This window comes from Streptomyces enissocaesilis, from assembly GCF_039533765.1.
Lineage (GTDB): Bacteria > Actinomycetota > Actinomycetes > Streptomycetales > Streptomycetaceae > Streptomyces > Streptomyces enissocaesilis.
Genome location: NZ_BAAAUD010000039.1, coordinates 326193 through 342054, shown reverse-complemented (window position 1 = coordinate 342054; position 15862 = coordinate 326193). Strand labels below are relative to the sequence as shown.

The window sequence follows — 15862 nt, the reverse complement described above, 5'->3', positions numbered from 1 at the left end:
TTGGCTAAGTGTAAGGGTGGGTCCCGGAGCCCCCGTGGGCACAATGGCCCTCATGCCCACTCACCTGTCCACGCCCCCGCTGACGGTCGGCTTCGACCTCGACATGACGCTCGTCGACTCCCGGCCCGGCATCAGGGCCACCTACGAAGTGCTCGCGGCCGAGACCGGCACGCACATCGACGCCGACCTGGCGGTCACCCGGCTCGGCCCGCCGCTGGAGCAGGAACTGGCGTTCTGGTTCCCCGAGGACCGCGTCCAGGAGATGGGCGACCGCTACCGCGAGATCTATCCGACGTACGCGATCACGCCAACTCTCGCGCTGCCCGGCGCCCGTGAGGCAGTGGCCGCGGTACGGGCGGCGGGCGGGCGCGCCGTCGTCGTCACGGCGAAGCACGAACCGAACGCCAAGCTCCACCTCGCGCACCTCGGCATCGAGCCGGACGCGGTCGTCGGCTGGCTGTGGGCGGAGGCCAAGGCGGAGGCGCTGCGCGAGTACGGCGCCTCGGTGTACGTCGGCGACCACGTCGGCGACGTACGCGGCGCGCGGGCGGCCGGCGCCCTGTCCGTCGCCGTGCCGACGGGGCCCTGCGACGCCGCTGAGCTGCGCGAAGCCGGTGCGGACGTGGTCCTGGACGACCTCGTGGCCTTCCCCGCCTGGCTGGGCGGCTACCGCGAGGCGGCGCGTGCCTGACGGCGCTGCGCGGCGATCGACCTGAGCACTCCGGCGGCGGCGATCACGAAGCCGACGCCCATCAGCATGCACACGGCGTACGCCACCGGGGGAAAGGGCTCCGTACCCAGGAAGAGCGGGGCGACGGTGACCAGTGTGGCCAGTGCGCCGACGAAGAAGACGACGGCTCCGGTACGTACCAGCCGGTCGCCGGGGCCGGCCTCGGACGATGTGGTTTCAGTCATCACCTGACCAGGGTAGTTCCCTGCCCTGAGGAACCGCCCGGCGACGTCTTGTCACCAGCCCCTGGACCATTAGCCTTGGTGGTGGCGGGTCCTACGACCCGCTGTAGTGCTATCCAGAGCCGTTTTCAACGACGAGTACGAGGACGAGGACAGACGTGCCTACCGGCAAGGTCAAGTGGTTCAACAATGAGAAGGGCTTCGGCTTCCTCTCCCGCGACGACGGCGGCGACGTCTTCGTCCACTCGTCGGTGCTCCCTGCCGGAGTCGACGCGCTCAAGCCCGGCCAGCGCGTCGAATTCGGTGTCGTGGCCGGTCAACGCGGTGACCAGGCGCTTTCGTTGACGATCCTCGACCCGACCCCCTCGGTCGCCGCGGCGCAGCGCCGCAAGCCCGACGAGCTCGCGTCGATCGTGCAGGACCTGACGACGCTCCTGGAGAACATCACGCCGGCGCTGGAGCGCGGCCGCTACCCCGACAAGGCGGCGGGCGCGAAGATCGCGGGCCTGCTGCGCGCGGTGGCCGACCAGCTGGACGTCTAGCCGGGGACCGGGCAGCCGGGGATCAGACGAACGCCAGCGCGTCGGGGCCGAGGGGCGGTACCAGTCCCTCGGCCGCGGCGCGTGTGAGCAGCCCGCGCACCGCCGCGTAGCCGCTCTCGCCCAGGTCGGCGGTGAACTCGTTGACGTAGAGACCGATGTGCTGATCGGCCACCGCGGGGTCCATCTCCTGCGCGTGCTCCCGTACGTACGGCCGCGACGCCAGCGGATCGTCCCAGGCCATCCGCACCGACGTGCGCGCCGCGTCCGCCAGCTCGCGCAGCCGCTCCGCGCCCAGCGAGCGCTTGGCGATGATCGCGCCCAGCGGGATGGGCAGGCCGGTCGTGTCCTCCCAGTGCCCGCCCATGTCGGCGAGCGAGTGCAGACCGTAGTCCTGGTACGTGAAGCGCGCCTCGTGGATGACGAGCCCCGCGTCGACCTTGCCGTCGCGCACCGCCGGCATGATCTCGTGGAACGGCATGACGACGATCTCGCCGACCCCGTCCGGCACGACATCGGCCGCCCACAGCCGGAACAGCAGGTACGCCGTCGAGCGCTCGCCGGGCACGGCGATCCGCTTGCCGGTGAGGTCGGCCCCGGGCTCGCACGTGAGGACGAGCGGCCCGCAGCCCCGGCCGAGCGCCCCGCCGCACGGCAGCAGCGCGTACTCCTCCAGCACCCACGGCAGCACGGCGTACGACACCTTGAGCACGTCGAACTCCCCGCGCTCGGCCATGCCGTTGGTGATGTCGATGTCCGCGAACGTCACGTCGAGCGCCGGCGCCCCCGGCACCCGGCCGTGCGCCCAGGCGTCGAAGACGAAGGTGTCGTTCGGGCAGGGCGAGTAAGCGATCTTCAGTGCGTCAGGCGTCGTCATGTTCCTCATCCCGGTCTTCGTTCCGGTCTTCCCAGGTTTCGAGTACGGGCACGAGCTTGCCGAACGCACCGGTGAGCGCCGCCAGCGCCTCTCCGACGCGCCAGGCCGCCCGGTCGCGCGGCCCGACGGCGTTCGAGACCGCGCGGAGCTCCAGCACCGGCACCCCGTGCAGGGAGGCGGCCTCGGCGACGCCGAAGCCCTCCATCGCCTCGGCGGCGGCGTACGGGTGCCGGGCGCGCAGCTCGGCGGCGCGGGCGGCGGAGCCGGTCACGGTGGAGACGGTCAGCACGGTGCCGGTGACGGCGCCGGTCGCGTCGGCCACGGCCCGTACGAGGGCGGCGGGCGGCAGGTGCTCCACGGCGCCGAAGCCCAGGGCGGTCACCGGGACGTAGCCGTCGGGGGTCTCGGCGCCCAGGTCGGCGGCGACGATCGCGTCGGCGACGACGAGGGAGGCGAGCGGGGCCAGGTGGCCGAAGCCGCCGCCGATGCCGGCGGAGACCACCAGCCCGTACGGGCGGGTCGCGGACGCCAGCGCCGTCGCGGTCCCGGCCGCGCTCGCGGCGGGGCCGACCCCGCAGGCGATGACGTCGACGGCGGTGTCACCGGGGGCGAACGCGCGCGTGACCGCGTCCCGCTCGGCGGGAACCGCGGTCACGACCAGGACACGCATCGTCAGGAGGTCTTCTCCAGCTTGAAGTGCCAGATGCCGGTGAGCTTCTTGCCCTTGGTCTCGACGACGCTGACCTGCGCCTCGTCGGGGCTCGGCGCGCCCGGCTGCTGCTGTTGCTGCTGGGCGAAGAAGGCGCTGCCCGGGATGGTCCGGTACGTCTTCTTGAACGGCTCCTGCTCGGCCTGCTGGCCGTTGATGAAGAGCGTCCAGCCCTTGTCCGCGATCTCGGGGTCGACGCCGAAGCGGACCTTGTCCTCCATGGAGACCTCGACGGTCTTCTCGGCCTTCTTGTTCAGGCAGCCCTGGAGCAGGGATTCCTTGATCGCGGAGCCGTCGTTGTAGCACGCGGCCTCGGTGTGCACCGATTCCGTGCCGACCGTCACGGTCGCGAGCGGCGTCGGCTTGTCGCATGCGGACAGGACGAGGAGTCCGGCCGACACGGCACCGATCACGGTGGCGGTGCGGCGGGCCTTACCAGAGAGGAGCGCAACGGTCATGGGGCGAAGGCTATCGCCCGCCCCGCCTCACGCCACGCGGGGGTACGGCGAGCCGCGCCGCGCCGCACTCAGGAGGCCCCGTACGGACAAGGCCGCGCCGGTCGCGAGGAGGCAGGCGGCGACCGACATGCCGAGCGCGCCGTTCAGCGGCAGGGCGATCCCGACGGCGCCGCCCACCACCCAGGCCATCTGGAGCAGCGTCTCCGACCGCGCGAACGCCGACGTCCGCACCTCCTCGGGCACGTCCCGCTGGATCAGCGCGTCCAGCGACAGCTTGGCGAGCGCCTGGCACAGGCCCGCCGTGGCGCCGAGGACCGCCACCATCAGCCCGCCGAAGAACAGCGCCGCGCAGACGGCCACGCCCAGCGTCAGCCCCAGCACCGTCGCGATGATCGCCTCGGGCCCGCGGTCCCTGAGCCACGCCCCCACCGCCGTCCCGCAGGCGTTGCCCACGCCGGCCGAGACGCCGACGACCGCCAGCGACACGGCGGCGCTCTGCCCGGAGAGCGGGTGCTCGCGCAGCAGGAACGCCAGGAAGAAGATCAGGAAGCCGGAGAGGGCGCGGAGGGCGGCGTTGGCCTGGAGGCCGTGGAGCACGGAGGGGCCGACCGTGCGCAGGCCGGGGCGGCGCGGCGCCTCCCGCTTCCCGTGGCCGGGCCGGTGCACGTATCCGTGCCCGTGTTCCAGCAGCCTGGCCTTCCGCTCGCCCTTCGCGGAGTCCACCTTGTGCGGCATCGTGAACGCCAGGAACGTACCGACGACGAACAGCGCGCACGCCCCGTACAGCGGCCACGCGGTCCCGACCTGCTGGAGCCCCACCCCGATCGGCGCGGCCGCGCCCGTCGCCAGCAGCCCGGCCAGGGTCACCCGCGAATTGGCCTTCACGAGGGAGAAGCGGGGCGGCAGGAGGCGCGGTACGACGGCGCTCCGTACGACGCCGTACGCCTTCGAGGACACGAGTACGCCCAGGGCCGCCGGATAGAGCTCGATCCCGCCCGTGGCCACCGCGCCCGACAGCGCCAGCGCGAGCAGTGCCCGGGCCAGCATCGCGGCTGCCATCGCGGCCCTGCGGCCGTGCGGCACCCGGTCCAGGAGCGGGCCGATCACCGGGGCGAGGAGCGTGAAGGGCGCCATGGTGATCGCGAGGTAGAGGGCGACCCGGCCGCGGGCCTCGTCGGTGGGGACGGAGAAGAAGACCGTGGAGGCGAGGGCGACCGTGATCATGACGTCGCCCGCGCCGTTCACGGCGTGCAGCTCGATCAGCTTGCCGAGGCCCGACTCGCCCGCGCCCTGCGCGTGCGTGGCGCGGCGGATGCCCTTCGCCGTACCGGTGAAGGGCAGGTGGAGGGCGCGGCCCACCGCCCGACCGGTCCTGCGCAGTGGACCGGATCCGTCGGACGAATTTGCGGCAGCCACCCCGCCATAGTGCCCCAACCTCCCCGGCCCGAACCTGAAACGGGGCGGACGGAGCCGATGAGCCGCCACTCCGGGCATTTGGGACTCTCTGCGGGTCTCTCCCGGGCCTTCCGGTCCCAAAGACGGCGTGCAGGTGGGCCCGGGGCGGCAGAGGGGGTAGCGTGCGTAGCGCGCCACCGGCGGTTGTCCTCGGCCGCGCGCCTCTCCGTCATCCCGCAGAATGGGTGGTGGAAAGTGCGCCCGAGACCGAGACGAGTCGGGCGAGGCGTGGACGTCGACGCGGCCCTTCGGTCCGCTCCGCCCGCAGCTCGCACCTCGTATCTCGTACCTCGTACGGGCATCCGTTGGCGCACCCGTGAGACGGCGTAGGAGAGAAGCGAGACCTGTGAGTGCTGCGACGACGCGAAGCCGAACCCCTGACCGCCTGTGCGCCGAGGCGGTAGACCTTGCCCGTGAGGCGGCCGAGGAGGCCGCCTTCCCGGGGGTGGTCGGCGAGCATGTCTCCCTCTTCGCCGAGGGTGACCGGGTGGTCACCCACCTCTTCGAATGCAAGGAACCCGGCTACCGGGGCTGGCGCTGGGCGGTGACCGTCACCCGCGCCTCGCGGGCCAAGCTGGTCACCCTCGACGAGACGGTTCTCCTGCCGGGGCCGGACTCCCTGCTGGCGCCGGAGTGGGTGCCGTGGAGCGAGCGGCTGCGCCCCGGGGACCTGGGGCCGGGCGACCTGCTCCCCACCGAGGCGGACGACCTGCGCCTGGAGCCCGGTTACACGGGCGCCGACGTGCCGCCGCCGGACTCCCCGGTCTCGGAGGAGATGGCGCAACTCGTCGAGGCGGAGGACGCCGAGGTCACGGGCGGTGCGCCGGCGGCGCTGCCGCTGGTTCCCGCGCGGGGTTCGATCGCGGCGGTCGCCGAAGAGCTCGGAATGCGGCGTGCGCGCGTCCTGTCGCGGTACGGGCTGCACATCGCGGCGGACCGCTGGGACGAGGCGTACGGCGCGAAGGCCCCCATGGCCCAGGCGGCCCCCGCCACCTGTGTCTCCTGTGCCTTCCTCGTGCCGATGGCCGGGTCGCTGCGCCAGGCGTTCGGCGTCTGCGCGAACGAGTTCTCGCCGGCGGACGGCCATGTCGTCTCGCTCGCCTACGGCTGCGGGGGGCACTCGGAGGCCGCGGTCATGCCGAAGCCGCTGCGCCCGCCGCCCCCGGTCCTGGACTCGATGGCCACGGACGTGTTCCCGCTCCGCCCGGACCCGGAGGGCGGCTCGGTCCCGGCCACGCCGGACCCGGCGGAGGACCTGGGCCACTCCTGACCCCTGGGACGCGTTGCCGCTGCGCGGGGCTGTTCCCCTGCCCGCTCCTTCCCGAACCGGGGCGCTGCCCCGGACCCTGGTCCCCCGTCGCCGGGCGGGCCGGAGAATCCGGCCCGCCCGGCGACGGGGGACACACCGGCAGGGCGTTTCCGGGCCGGGAAGGGGCGGGGGACCGCCCCGCCCAGCGGCACACCCCGCCGCCCCCGGACCCGCACCGCGACGACCCGGCGGGCAGGTGGACGTCGCAGGCCCGTCCGCGCGCGATACTTGCGCCGCGCAGACACGGGTAGGCGCCAGTCGACGAGATGAGCCGACCGGCGGGCAGCACCCCAGCACCCGTACCTCAGGACGAGCGGAGACAAGCGTGAGCGTCAGGGCCACCGACGAGGCAGACCCCTTCGGGACGGCGCGGCTGCGGCGCGGGGTGCTCGACGCGTGGAGCGCGAGCCCCGCCCGGTTCCGCGAGGACGCCAACGCCGAGGAGGACCTCGCCCTCGGCGGCTACCGGGACCGCCTCGTCGTCGAGCTGGCCCAGAACGCGGCCGACGCCGCCGCCCGCGCCGGCGTCGCCGGCAGGCTCCGGCTCACCCTGCACGCCGCCACCGAACACGGCGCCCCCGCGATCCTCGCCGCCGCCAACACCGGCGCCCCCCTCGACGCCGCCGGCGTCGAGTCCCTCAGCACGCTGCGCGCGTCCGCCAAGCGGGAGTACGAAGAGGGTCCCGGCGGCGCGGTCGGCCGCTTCGGCGTCGGGTTCGCCGCCGTACTGGCCGTCAGCGACGAGCCCGCCGTCCTCGGCCGCCACGGCGGTGTCCGCTGGTCCCTGGCGGAGGCCAGGGAGCTGGCCGTGGACGCCGCCGGCACCGCGCCCGGCCTCGGCGAGGAACTGCGGCGCCGCGACGGCCACGTGCCCCTCCTGCGGCTCCCGCTCCCCGCCGAGGGCTCCGCCCCCGAGGGCTACGACACCGTCGTGGTCCTGCCCCTGCGCGACGGCGGCGCCGTGGACCTCGCCCGGCACCTGCTCGACGCCATCGACGACGCCCTGCTCCTCACCCTCCCCGGCCTCGCCGAGGTGGTCGTCGAAACCCCGGGCTCCACGAGGACGTTGACGCGGTACGAGCGGGACGCGTACGTCCACGTCGAGGACACCGCGCATGGCGCCGCGCCCGCCGCCGCGCCCGCCACCCGCACCACCCGCTGGCGCACCGTCACCCGCTCGGGAGCCCTGGCCCCCGCCCTCCTCGCCGACCGGCCCGTCGAGGAGCGCCTGCGCCCGCACTGGTCCGTCACCTGGGCCGTGCCGGTGGACAGCGAGGGCGCGCCGCAGCGGCCCGCCACCGCGCCCGTCGTGCACGCCCCGACCCCGACCGACGAACCCCTCGGCGTACCGGCCCTGCTGATCGCGTCGCTTCCGCTGGACACGGCCCGCCGCCACCCCGCGCCGGGCCCGCTCACCGACTTCCTCGTGCAGCGCGCCGCCGACGCGTACGCCGAACTGCTCGGCGACTGGGAGCCGGTGTCCACCGGGACGGTCGACCTCGTCCCCGGGCCGCTCGGCAAGGGCGAACTGGACGGCGCGCTGCGCGCGGCCGTCGTCGAACGGCTGCCCCGCGTCGCGTTCCTCGCACCGGCGGCGCCGTCCGAGGAGTTCACCGCGCTGCGCCCGTTCGAGGCGGAGGTCGTCGAGGGCGCGGGCGCGGACACCGTCCGCGTCATGGCCGAGGTGTTGCCGACCCTGCTGCCCGCCGGGCTCGAACGCCGCCCCGAGCTGCGCACCCTCGGCGTCGGCCGGCTGCCGCTGGGCGACGCCATCGAACGCCTCGCGGGCGCCGAGCGCGAGCCGTCCTGGTGGCGGCGGCTGTACGAGTCCCTGGCCGGCGTCGACCCGGACCGCCTGTCCGGTCTGCCGGTCCCGCTGGCCGGCGGCCGTACGGTGATCGGCCCGCGCCAGGTCCTGCTGCCGCTCTCCGGCGCGGACACGTACACGGACACGGACACCGGCGCGGACACCGGCGCGGGCGCGGACACCGGCACCGCCGCCGCCCCCGAGCAACTCACCCGCCTCGGCCTGAAGGTCGCCCACCCCGACGCCGCCCACCCCCTCCTCGAAAAGCTCGGCGCGCTCCCCGCCACCCCCCGCGCCGTCCTCACCACCCCGCAGGTGCGGGCCGCCGTCGCCGCCTCCATGGACGAGGGCGGCCAGATCTGGGACGAGGACGCCCCCGACGCCGAGGAGCTGGCGGAGACCGTCCTGGCGCTCGTGCGCGACGCCGACCTGTCGCCCGGCGACGAGCCGTGGCTCGGCGCGCTCGCCCTGGCCGACGAGGACGGCGAGCTCGCTCCCGCCGGTGAACTCGTCCTGCCCGGCAGCCCGTTCGCGCAGATCATGCGCGAGGGCGAACTGGCCCTGTGCGACGCCGAACTGGCCGCCCGCTGGGGCGAGCAGCCGCTCACCGCCTGCGGTGTCCTGGCCGGCTTCGCGCTGGTACGCGCCACCGACGTCGTCCTGGACCCCGACGAGTTCGAGCCGCGCGACGGCGACTTCGCCGAGCCCGACGACGCGGGCCTGCTCGACGCCGTGGACGTGTGGTGCGAGGACATCCTCGACCAGCTGCCGGAGACCTCCGTGCCGCCGGTCGCCACCGAGATCGTCGCCGTACGGGACCTGGACCTGGTCGACGACGACAAGTGGCCGCAGGCCCTCGCGATGCTCGCCCGGCCGCCGCTGCGGGACGCGCTGACCCAGCCCGTGCGCGTCCTGCTGCCGGACGGGACGACGCAGTCCGTACGCCCGTACACCGCGTGGTGGCTGCGCGACCACCCCGTGCTCGACGGGCGCCGGCCGGCCGGTCTGCGCGCGGCGGGCGGCGACCCGCTCCTCGACGGGCTCTACACCTCCGCGGACGCGACCGGCTTCGACGACGAGCAGGTGCTGAGGGCGCTGGGCGTGCGCACCTCCGTGGCCGCGCTGCTGGACGAGCCCGGCGGCGCCGCCGAGCTCCTCGGCCGCCTCGCGGACCCGGACCGTACGGTCACCGCGCCCCGGCTCCACGCGCTGTACGGCGCCCTGGCCGACCTCGACCCCGAGCAGGTCACGCTCCCCGACGAGCTGCGCGCGGTCGTGGACGGCGAGGTGCGGGTGGTCGACGCTGCGGACGCCGTGGTCGCGGACGCCCCCGACCTGCTGCCCCTCACCGCCGGACTGCCGCTGCTGCCGGTGGCCCCGTCCCGCGCAGCCGACCTGGCCGAACTCCTCCAGGTGCGCCGCCTCAGTGAGTCGGACCGGGCGGAGGTGGACTCGGAGGGCGCGGAGCGCGAGGTTCCGGAAGCGGTACGGGCCCTGCTCGGCGCCGCCACCCCGGCGACGTACGTCGAACACGAGGAACTCCTCGCGGGCGGCGTCGAACTGGACTGGCGCCGCACCCCCGACGGCGTGGTCCACGCGGCCACCCTGGAGGGCGTGGCGGCCGGTCTTGCCTGGTCAACGGGCCAGTGGCCGCGCCGCTTCGAGGTGGCGGCGCTGATCGAGGACCCGTCGCGCACGGAGGAGCTGGCGCGCGACCGCTGGTTCGACTGATTCTCTGTTTACGAACTCTCCACGGTATCCCTACACTTCGTTCGACACTCAAAGATCCCGCCGGGGGGAAACACGGCGGGGTCGCATCCATGTGGGGACTTACATACATGCGCATACGTGCCACTGTGGCCGCCGTTTCGGGCGCCCTGGCCCTGTCCGCCTTCGCCGCCCCGGCCGCCCAGGCCGAGGACGCCCCGAAGCCGGACAGCCTGTCGGCCTTCGCCGGACAGGCCCCCGCTGACGAGATCGTCGGCGACACCAAGATCACCAATGTTGTCGTCAACGGCGGCAAGGCCATCGTTCTCGGCACCACGGCCGCCAAGACCTACACCGTCTCGGTGACCGCGACCGACCCGTCCGGTATCGAAGACGCGTACGTCGACCTCTGGCACGGTGCCTCGGCCGAGGAGGCGGACAACTGGCTCCTCCCGAACGAGGAGGCGGCCACCTGCACGGCGTCCAGCGCCACGACGTCGACGTGCAAGCTCACGATCACGGTCGACCCGCAGATCGACCTGTACGAGAACTCCTTCGCGGGTACGTGGAAGGTCACCGCCGCCGCCCTGGGCAAGGACGGCGACATGATCTGGAAGGACGCGTACAAGACGCACCAGGTCCAGCGCTACGCGAAGCTGACGGTCAACGCCTCGCCCGAGCCGGTCGTGAAGGGCAAGACCATCACGGTCACGGGCAAGCTGTCCCGCGCCAACTGGGAGACCTCCGCCTACGCGGGCTACACCAAGCAGCCGGTGAAGCTCCAGTTCCGCAAGGCCGGCACCAGCACGTACACCACCGTCAAGACGGTCACCTCCAGCAGCACCGGTGACCTGAAGACGACCGTCACGGCGGCCTCCGACGGCTACTGGCGCTACTCGTTCGCGGGTACGTCCACCACCCCCGCGATCTCCGCGGGCGGTGACTACCTCGACGTGCGCTAAGCACCCGGGGCGGTAACCCCAGCAGTACCCCAGGCAGGACAGGCAGTACCCCCGCTGCGCGGGGGAGCGGCGGCCGACCCGGTGCCACACCAGCTCCGGGGCGGCCGCCGCCACCGCCGCGATGCCCACCGCCGCCCACGGCATCGTCGTACCCACCGGCTTCGGCGCGAAGAAGTCCTGGAGCCACGGGACCACGGGCACGACCACGAAGCCGGGGCTCATCGCGGCCACCAGGCCGACGCGCCACCAGGTGTACGGGCGGGCGACGATCGCCGGCACCCAGGCCGACACCGGGAAGGGCGTGAGCGTCGCCGTGCTCGTCTCGGCGGCCAGGGCCCCGGGGCCGGAGCAGTGCGACCGGGCGAGCAGGTACGTACAGAAGGTCGCGGACGCGGCGATGACGCCGCCGGGGACCGCGTACCGCACACCCGGCGTACGTAGTCCGGCCGGGCCCGCTCCTTGTCGGGCGCCGGCGCGAGGAAGAACGCGGGCACCCCGATCGTCGGCTTCGGGAGCAGCGTCGGGTGGCGCGGCAGGAACGGGTACTCGACCTGCGAGCAGACCACCAGGATCGCCGGCAGCGCCGGGTGGACCGTCTTCGTGAGGAAGAGGGGCGCGACCCGGGTGATGTCGCCGATGACCCGGCGCCCCTCGGCCACCACCGAGGGCGGCGTCGCGAAGCTGTTGTCGAGCAGTACGATCTGCGCCACCGTCCGCGTGGCCCCCGCCCCGGACCCCGTCGTGACCCCGATGTCGGCGTCCTTGAGGGCCAGTACGTCGTTGACGCCGTCGCCCGTCACGGCGACCGTGCGGCCCTCCGACTGGAGCGCTCCGACCATGTCGCGCTTCTGCCGCGGGGTGACCCGGCCGCCGCGTACATGGTTCCGACGGTACGGCCGGGCGTGCGGATCGACCCGTCGAGCGGCCGGAGCCCGTCGCTCGTCCGGGTTACGCGTCCGGGGCGGCGGCGCGGGTGCTCGTCCCCGCGGATTCCGGCCCCGCGGCCTTCGCGCGCTCGATCGCCGCTTCGCGCCCGCGCACGTACCAGATGCCGATCAGTCCGAGACCGGCGCCGGCCAGGCAGGTCCACACCCACCACGTCCAGCCGCGGTCGTCGAACCAGGCGTAGAAGGGGAGCTGCACCAGGAAGAGGGTGAACCAGATGAGCGTGCCGCCGACGACGGTGGCGACGACGGGCCCTTCAAGGGGCTCGGGTGCCTCGTGCTTGGGGGTCCACTTCGCCATGGGGACAGTGTAGGCGGCACCCGCACACGTGCGGCCGGTCCAGGTGGCCCAAGGGTCTACGCGCGGAGATAGCGATCTTTCCCTTATGTATTCATACTGAAACAGGTTTCGTCTGACTGGTTTTGTTCGTCTGAACATCCAATGTCGACTGCTTCCAGATGTATCCGACTTGCCCCCCGTCTGCCCTTCGGGCCCCTTCTTCCGCATGAGGTCACGCATGTCTCCCTCGGCCACGGCTCCGGTCGACGCCAAGCAGCCGCCGTCTTCTCCGGAGCCGAAGAACGGTCTCGACCGCTTCTTCAAGATCTCCGAGCGGGGCTCCACCGTTCCGCGCGAGATCCGGGGCGGTCTCGCCACCTTCTTCGCGATGGCCTACATCATCGTGCTGAACCCGATCATCCTGGGCAGCGCGAAGGACATGTACGGGCACCAGCTCGACGGCAGCGAGCTGGTCACCGCCACCGCGCTGACGGCCGCGTTCTCGACCCTGCTGATGGGCGTCATCGGCAACGTGCCGATCGCGCTCGCCGCCGGCCTCGGCGTCAACACCGTCGTCGCGCTCCAGCTCGCGCCCCGCATGAGCTGGCCCGACGCGATGGGCATGGTCGTGCTCGCCGGTTTCGTCGTGATGCTGCTCGTCGCGACCGGCCTGCGGGAACGCGTGATGAGCGCGGTGCCGATCGGCCTGCGCAAGGGCATCGCGATCGGCATCGGCCTCTTCATCATGCTGATCGGCCTGGTCGACTCGGGCTTCGTCTCCCGCATGCCGGACGCCGCGCACACCACCGTCCCGCTCCAGCTCGGCGCCACCGGCCAGCTCAACGGCTGGCCGGTCCTGATCTTCGTCCTCGGCGTGCTGCTCACGCTCGCGCTGATCGTCCGCAAGGTGCCGGGCGCGATCCTCATCTCGATCGTCGTGATGACCGTCGTCGCCCTCGTCGTCAACGCCGTCGCCGACATCCCGTCCTGGGGCCTGACCACCCCCGAGTGGCCCGGCAACCCGGTGGCCTCCCCGGACTTCGGTCTGGTCGGCCAGGTCAGCCTGTTCGGCGGTTTCGAGAAGGTCGGCCTGCTGACCGGCATCCTCTTCGTCTTCACCGTGCTGCTGTCCTGCTTCTTCGACGCGATGGGCACGATCCTCGGCGTCAGCGACGAGGCCAAGCTGCTGGACGAGAAGGGCAACCTGCCCGGCGTCAACAAGGTGCTGCTCATCGACGGCATCGCCGTCGCCGCGGGCGGCGCGACCTCCAGCTCCGCCACCACCTGCTTCGTCGAGTCCACCGCCGGTGTCGGCGAGGGCGCGCGCACCGGTCTCGCGAACGTCGTCACCGGCGGCCTCTTCGCCGTGGGTCTGTTCCTGACGCCGCTGGTCACGATGGTGCCGTCGCAGGCCGCCACCCCGGCGCTGCTCGCGGTGGGCTTCCTGATCCTGTCGGGCTCGGTCAAGGACATCGACTGGGCCGACCACACGATCGCGATCCCGGCGTTCCTGACCATGCTGATGATGCCGTTCACGTACTCGATCACGAACGGCATCGGCATCGGCTTCGTCAGCTTCTGCGTGCTGCGCCTGGCGGCCGGGCGCGGGCGCGAGGTGCCTGCGGCGATGTACGCGGTGTCGGCGGTCTTCGCCTTCTACTACCTGATGCCGGCGCTCGACCTCACGTAACACGCAGGCGGCCTCGAGGGAGCGGTCTCACGCGATGCCGTCGTAGAACTTCTCCGTCTCGTCGACCGCCGTCTTGAAGCGTTCGTCGAAGTCGTCGCGAATGAGCGTCCGGACCACATAGTCCTGGACGCTCATTCCGCGTCTGGCGGCACGGTCCCGGAGGCGGTCGTGCAGCTCACCGTCTATCCGCAGGCTGAGCACTGTTGATCCCATGCGGGACAGCGTCGCCGTCCCGCCCCCGGCCGTACGTCACTTTCTGGAGCGTTCTCACTCGTACGGGTGAAGTGATGCTCCGACTGTATTTAGCGTGGGTAATGAGTTAGGCTAAATAGATGCCTGACCTGTCGCACGCCGGCAACGCTGCCGCTGTGAACTCCCTGCGCTCGGCCGTCATGCGGCTGGGCCGGCGCCTGAAGCACCAGCGCGTCGACGAATCGCTGAGCCCCACCGAGATGTCGGTGCTCGGCACCCTCGCCCGCTGCGGCTCGGCCACCCCCGGTGAGCTGGCCCGCAAGGAGCACGTGCAGCCGCCCTCGATGACCCGCATCGTGGCGCTGCTCGAAGCCAAGGGACTGGTCAGGCTGGAGCCGCATCCCGACGACCGCCGGCAGAAGGTGGTCAGCCAGACCGAGACCGCCGAGGCGATGCTCGAGGAGAGCCGCCGTAAGCGGAACGCCTGGCTGGCCGGCCTCTGCGAAGGTCTGGACGAGGACGAATGGGCGAAGCTGCGCGCTGCCGCCCCCGTCCTGGAGAAGCTCGCACACCTCTGACCGCACCACCGACCCCGCGCGCCGCCGAGGAGGCGAACCCACTTTGAGTACGGGATCCGGAGCAGACTCCGCCCCCGCACCGAACACCCACCACGAGATACCCACCAGGGAACGCAAGGGGCCGAGCATGTTCTCGTCCCTGAGGATCCGCAACTACCGGCTCTTCGCGACCGGCGCCGTCGTGTCCAACACCGGCACGTGGATGTCGCGCATCACCCAGGACTGGCTGGTCCTCGACCTCACCGGGTCGGCGGCCGCCGTCGGCATCACCACGGCCCTCCAGTTCCTGCCGATGCTGCTCTTCGGCCTGTACGGCGGTGTCATCGCCGACCGCTACCCCAAGCGCACCCTTCTGCTCTTCAGCCAGGCCGCCCTCGGCCTGTGCGGCGTCGCGCTCGCCGCCCTCACGCTCTCCGGCCACATCCAGGTCTGGCACGTCTACCTGATCGCGTTCCTGCTCGGCATGGTCACGGTCGTCGACAACCCGGCCCGGCAGTCCTTCGTGTCCGAGATGGTCGGCCCCGACCAGCTGCGCAACGCCGTCAGCCTCAACTCGGCGAACTTCCAGTCGGCCCGTCTGATCGGCCCCGCCGTCGCGGGCGTGCTGATCACGACGATCGGCAGCGGCTGGGCGTTCATGCTCAACGGCCTGTCCTTCCTCGCACCGCTCGCCGGCCTGCTGCTGATGCGCCAGAGCGAGATGCACAAGGTGGAGAGGGTGCCGCGCGGCAAGGGCCAGCTGCGGGAGGGCCTGCGGTACGTCAAGGGCCGCCCCGAGCTGATGTGGCCCATCGTCCTCGTCGGCTTCGTCGGCACGTTCGGCTTCAACTTCCCGATCTGGCTGAGCGCCTTCGCCGACGGCGTCTTCCACGGCGGCGCCGGACTGTACTCCTTCTTCAACATCCTGATGGCGGCCGGTTCGCTGGTCGGCGCGCTGCTCTCCGCCCGCCGCCGCTCCTCGCGGCTGCGGATGCTGGTCGCCGCCGCGATGGCCTTCGGCGCGCTCCAGATCACGGCGTCGTTCTCGCCCGCCCTGTGGCTGTTCGCGATACTGCTGGTGCCGATCGGCATGCTCGGCCTGACGGTCAACATCACCGCCAACACGAGTGTCCAGATGGCGACCGACCCGGCGATGCGGGGCCGTGTCATGAGCCTCTACATGATGGTCTTCGCCGGCGGTACGCCGGTGGGCGCGCCGCTCCTCGGCTGGGTCACCGACACCTACGGCGCGCGCGTCGGCTTCGCGACGGGCGGCGTGATCTCGCTGCTGGCGGGCATCGGCGTGGCGATCGTCCTGGCGCGCCTGGGGGGCCTGCGTCTCAAGGTGGACCTGCGCCGGGGCCACCGGCACGTGGCGTTCGTCCCGAAGGAGTCCGATGAGCCGGTACGCCGGAAGGAACTCGCGACGGTGGCGTGACGCGGACCGACGGGGCGTGATGCCGG

At 72.6% G+C, this 15862-nt stretch carries 15 protein-coding genes and 1 pseudogene; 8 read left to right on the top strand and 8 right to left on the bottom strand.

Annotated elements, in window-relative coordinates; translation table 11 throughout:
- The first annotated feature begins 43 nt into the window (after window positions 1-43).
- Window positions 44-691 (top strand): HAD family hydrolase, encoded by a 648-nt coding sequence (locus ABD374_RS19925; RefSeq protein ID WP_344496945.1) that lies wholly within the window; start codon window positions 44-46, stop codon window positions 689-691.
- On the opposite strand, the gene ABD374_RS19920 is transcribed toward ABD374_RS19925, so the two are convergent.
- Window positions 667-915: a hypothetical protein gene (locus ABD374_RS19920; RefSeq protein ID WP_344496906.1), complete on the bottom strand. Its 249-nt coding sequence runs from the start codon at window positions 913-915 to the stop codon at window positions 667-669. The two genes, ABD374_RS19925 and ABD374_RS19920, sit on opposite strands and share 25 nt — an antisense overlap.
- Window positions 916-1070: 155 nt before the next feature.
- Here ABD374_RS19920 and ABD374_RS19915 point away from each other — a divergent pair, with 155 nt between their 5' ends.
- Window positions 1071-1454 carry a cold-shock protein gene (locus tag ABD374_RS19915; protein ID WP_093800323.1) on the top strand — a complete coding sequence of 128 codons (384 nt, stop codon included), beginning with the start codon at window positions 1071-1073 and terminating at the stop codon, window positions 1452-1454.
- Window positions 1455-1476: 22 nt separating this feature from the next.
- Here ABD374_RS19915 and ABD374_RS19910 read toward each other — a convergent pair whose 3' ends face one another.
- From ABD374_RS19910 to ABD374_RS19895, 4 genes are read right to left on the bottom strand one after another with little or no spacing between them, the layout of a single operon-like run.
- Window positions 1477-2328, bottom strand: coding sequence for a 1,4-dihydroxy-6-naphtoate synthase (locus tag ABD374_RS19910; protein WP_344496905.1), 852 nt, complete (start codon window positions 2326-2328; stop codon window positions 1477-1479).
- The gene (locus ABD374_RS19905) at window positions 2315-2998 is read right to left on the bottom strand and encodes a futalosine hydrolase (RefSeq protein WP_344496904.1); all 684 of its coding nucleotides are present in this window, start codon (window positions 2996-2998) and stop codon (window positions 2315-2317) included. Before ABD374_RS19905 ends, ABD374_RS19910 begins: the two co-directional genes overlap by 14 nt.
- A 2-nt stretch (window positions 2999-3000) precedes the next feature.
- Complete coding sequence (locus ABD374_RS19900; RefSeq protein WP_344496903.1) at window positions 3001-3495, bottom strand: DUF2771 domain-containing protein; 495 nt, start codon at window positions 3493-3495, stop codon at window positions 3001-3003.
- A 27-nt stretch (window positions 3496-3522) separates the two neighbouring features.
- Window positions 3523-4911 (bottom strand): MFS transporter, encoded by a 1389-nt coding sequence (locus ABD374_RS19895; protein ID WP_344496902.1) that lies wholly within the window; start codon window positions 4909-4911, stop codon window positions 3523-3525.
- A 385-nt stretch (window positions 4912-5296) separates the two neighbouring features.
- Between ABD374_RS19895 and ABD374_RS19890 the strand changes: the two genes are divergently transcribed.
- The 3 genes from ABD374_RS19890 to ABD374_RS19880 all read left to right on the top strand — a co-directional run bounded on the left by ABD374_RS19890 (window position 5297) and on the right by ABD374_RS19880 (window position 10735).
- Window positions 5297-6220 carry a DUF3027 domain-containing protein gene (locus ABD374_RS19890; protein WP_344496901.1) on the top strand — a complete coding sequence of 308 codons (924 nt, stop codon included), beginning with the start codon at window positions 5297-5299 and terminating at the stop codon, window positions 6218-6220.
- A gap of 364 nt (window positions 6221-6584) precedes the next feature.
- The gene (locus ABD374_RS19885) at window positions 6585-9797 is read left to right on the top strand and encodes a sacsin N-terminal ATP-binding-like domain-containing protein (RefSeq protein WP_344496900.1); all 3213 of its coding nucleotides are present in this window, start codon (window positions 6585-6587) and stop codon (window positions 9795-9797) included.
- Window positions 9798-9904: 107 nt separating this feature from the next.
- Window positions 9905-10735: a DUF5707 domain-containing protein gene (locus ABD374_RS19880; RefSeq protein ID WP_344496899.1), complete on the top strand. Its 831-nt coding sequence runs from the start codon at window positions 9905-9907 to the stop codon at window positions 10733-10735.
- A 57-nt stretch (window positions 10736-10792) separates the two neighbouring features.
- Here ABD374_RS19880 and ABD374_RS19875 read toward each other — a convergent pair.
- Both ABD374_RS19875 and ABD374_RS19870 read right to left on the bottom strand, forming a co-directional pair.
- Window positions 10793-11679, bottom strand: a pseudogene (locus tag ABD374_RS19875) (HAD-IC family P-type ATPase); the annotation flags it as partial.
- 4 nt (window positions 11680-11683) lie between these two features.
- Complete coding sequence (locus tag ABD374_RS19870; protein ID WP_344496898.1) at window positions 11684-11980, bottom strand: DUF2530 domain-containing protein; 297 nt, start codon at window positions 11978-11980, stop codon at window positions 11684-11686.
- A 217-nt stretch (window positions 11981-12197) separates the two neighbouring features.
- Here ABD374_RS19870 and ABD374_RS19865 point away from each other — a divergent pair, with 217 nt between their 5' ends.
- On the top strand, window positions 12198-13649 hold the full coding sequence (locus ABD374_RS19865; protein ID WP_344496897.1) for an NCS2 family permease: 1452 nt from the start codon (window positions 12198-12200) through the stop codon (window positions 13647-13649).
- Window positions 13650-13676: 27 nt separating this feature from the next.
- On the opposite strand, the gene ABD374_RS19860 is transcribed toward ABD374_RS19865, so the two are convergent.
- Window positions 13677-13862: a ribbon-helix-helix protein, CopG family gene (locus ABD374_RS19860; protein WP_344496896.1), complete on the bottom strand. Its 186-nt coding sequence runs from the start codon at window positions 13860-13862 to the stop codon at window positions 13677-13679.
- A 119-nt stretch (window positions 13863-13981) separates the two neighbouring features.
- Here ABD374_RS19860 and ABD374_RS19855 point away from each other — a divergent pair, with 119 nt between their 5' ends.
- Together ABD374_RS19855 and ABD374_RS19850 are read left to right on the top strand one after the other, a co-directional pair.
- Window positions 13982-14419, top strand: a complete 438-nt coding sequence (locus ABD374_RS19855; protein ID WP_069932509.1) for a MarR family winged helix-turn-helix transcriptional regulator — start codon at window positions 13982-13984, stop codon at window positions 14417-14419.
- 43 nt (window positions 14420-14462) lie between these two features.
- Window positions 14463-15836, top strand: a complete 1374-nt coding sequence (locus ABD374_RS19850; RefSeq protein ID WP_344496895.1) for an MFS transporter — start codon at window positions 14463-14465, stop codon at window positions 15834-15836.
- The last annotated feature ends 26 nt before the right edge of the window (window positions 15837-15862 follow it).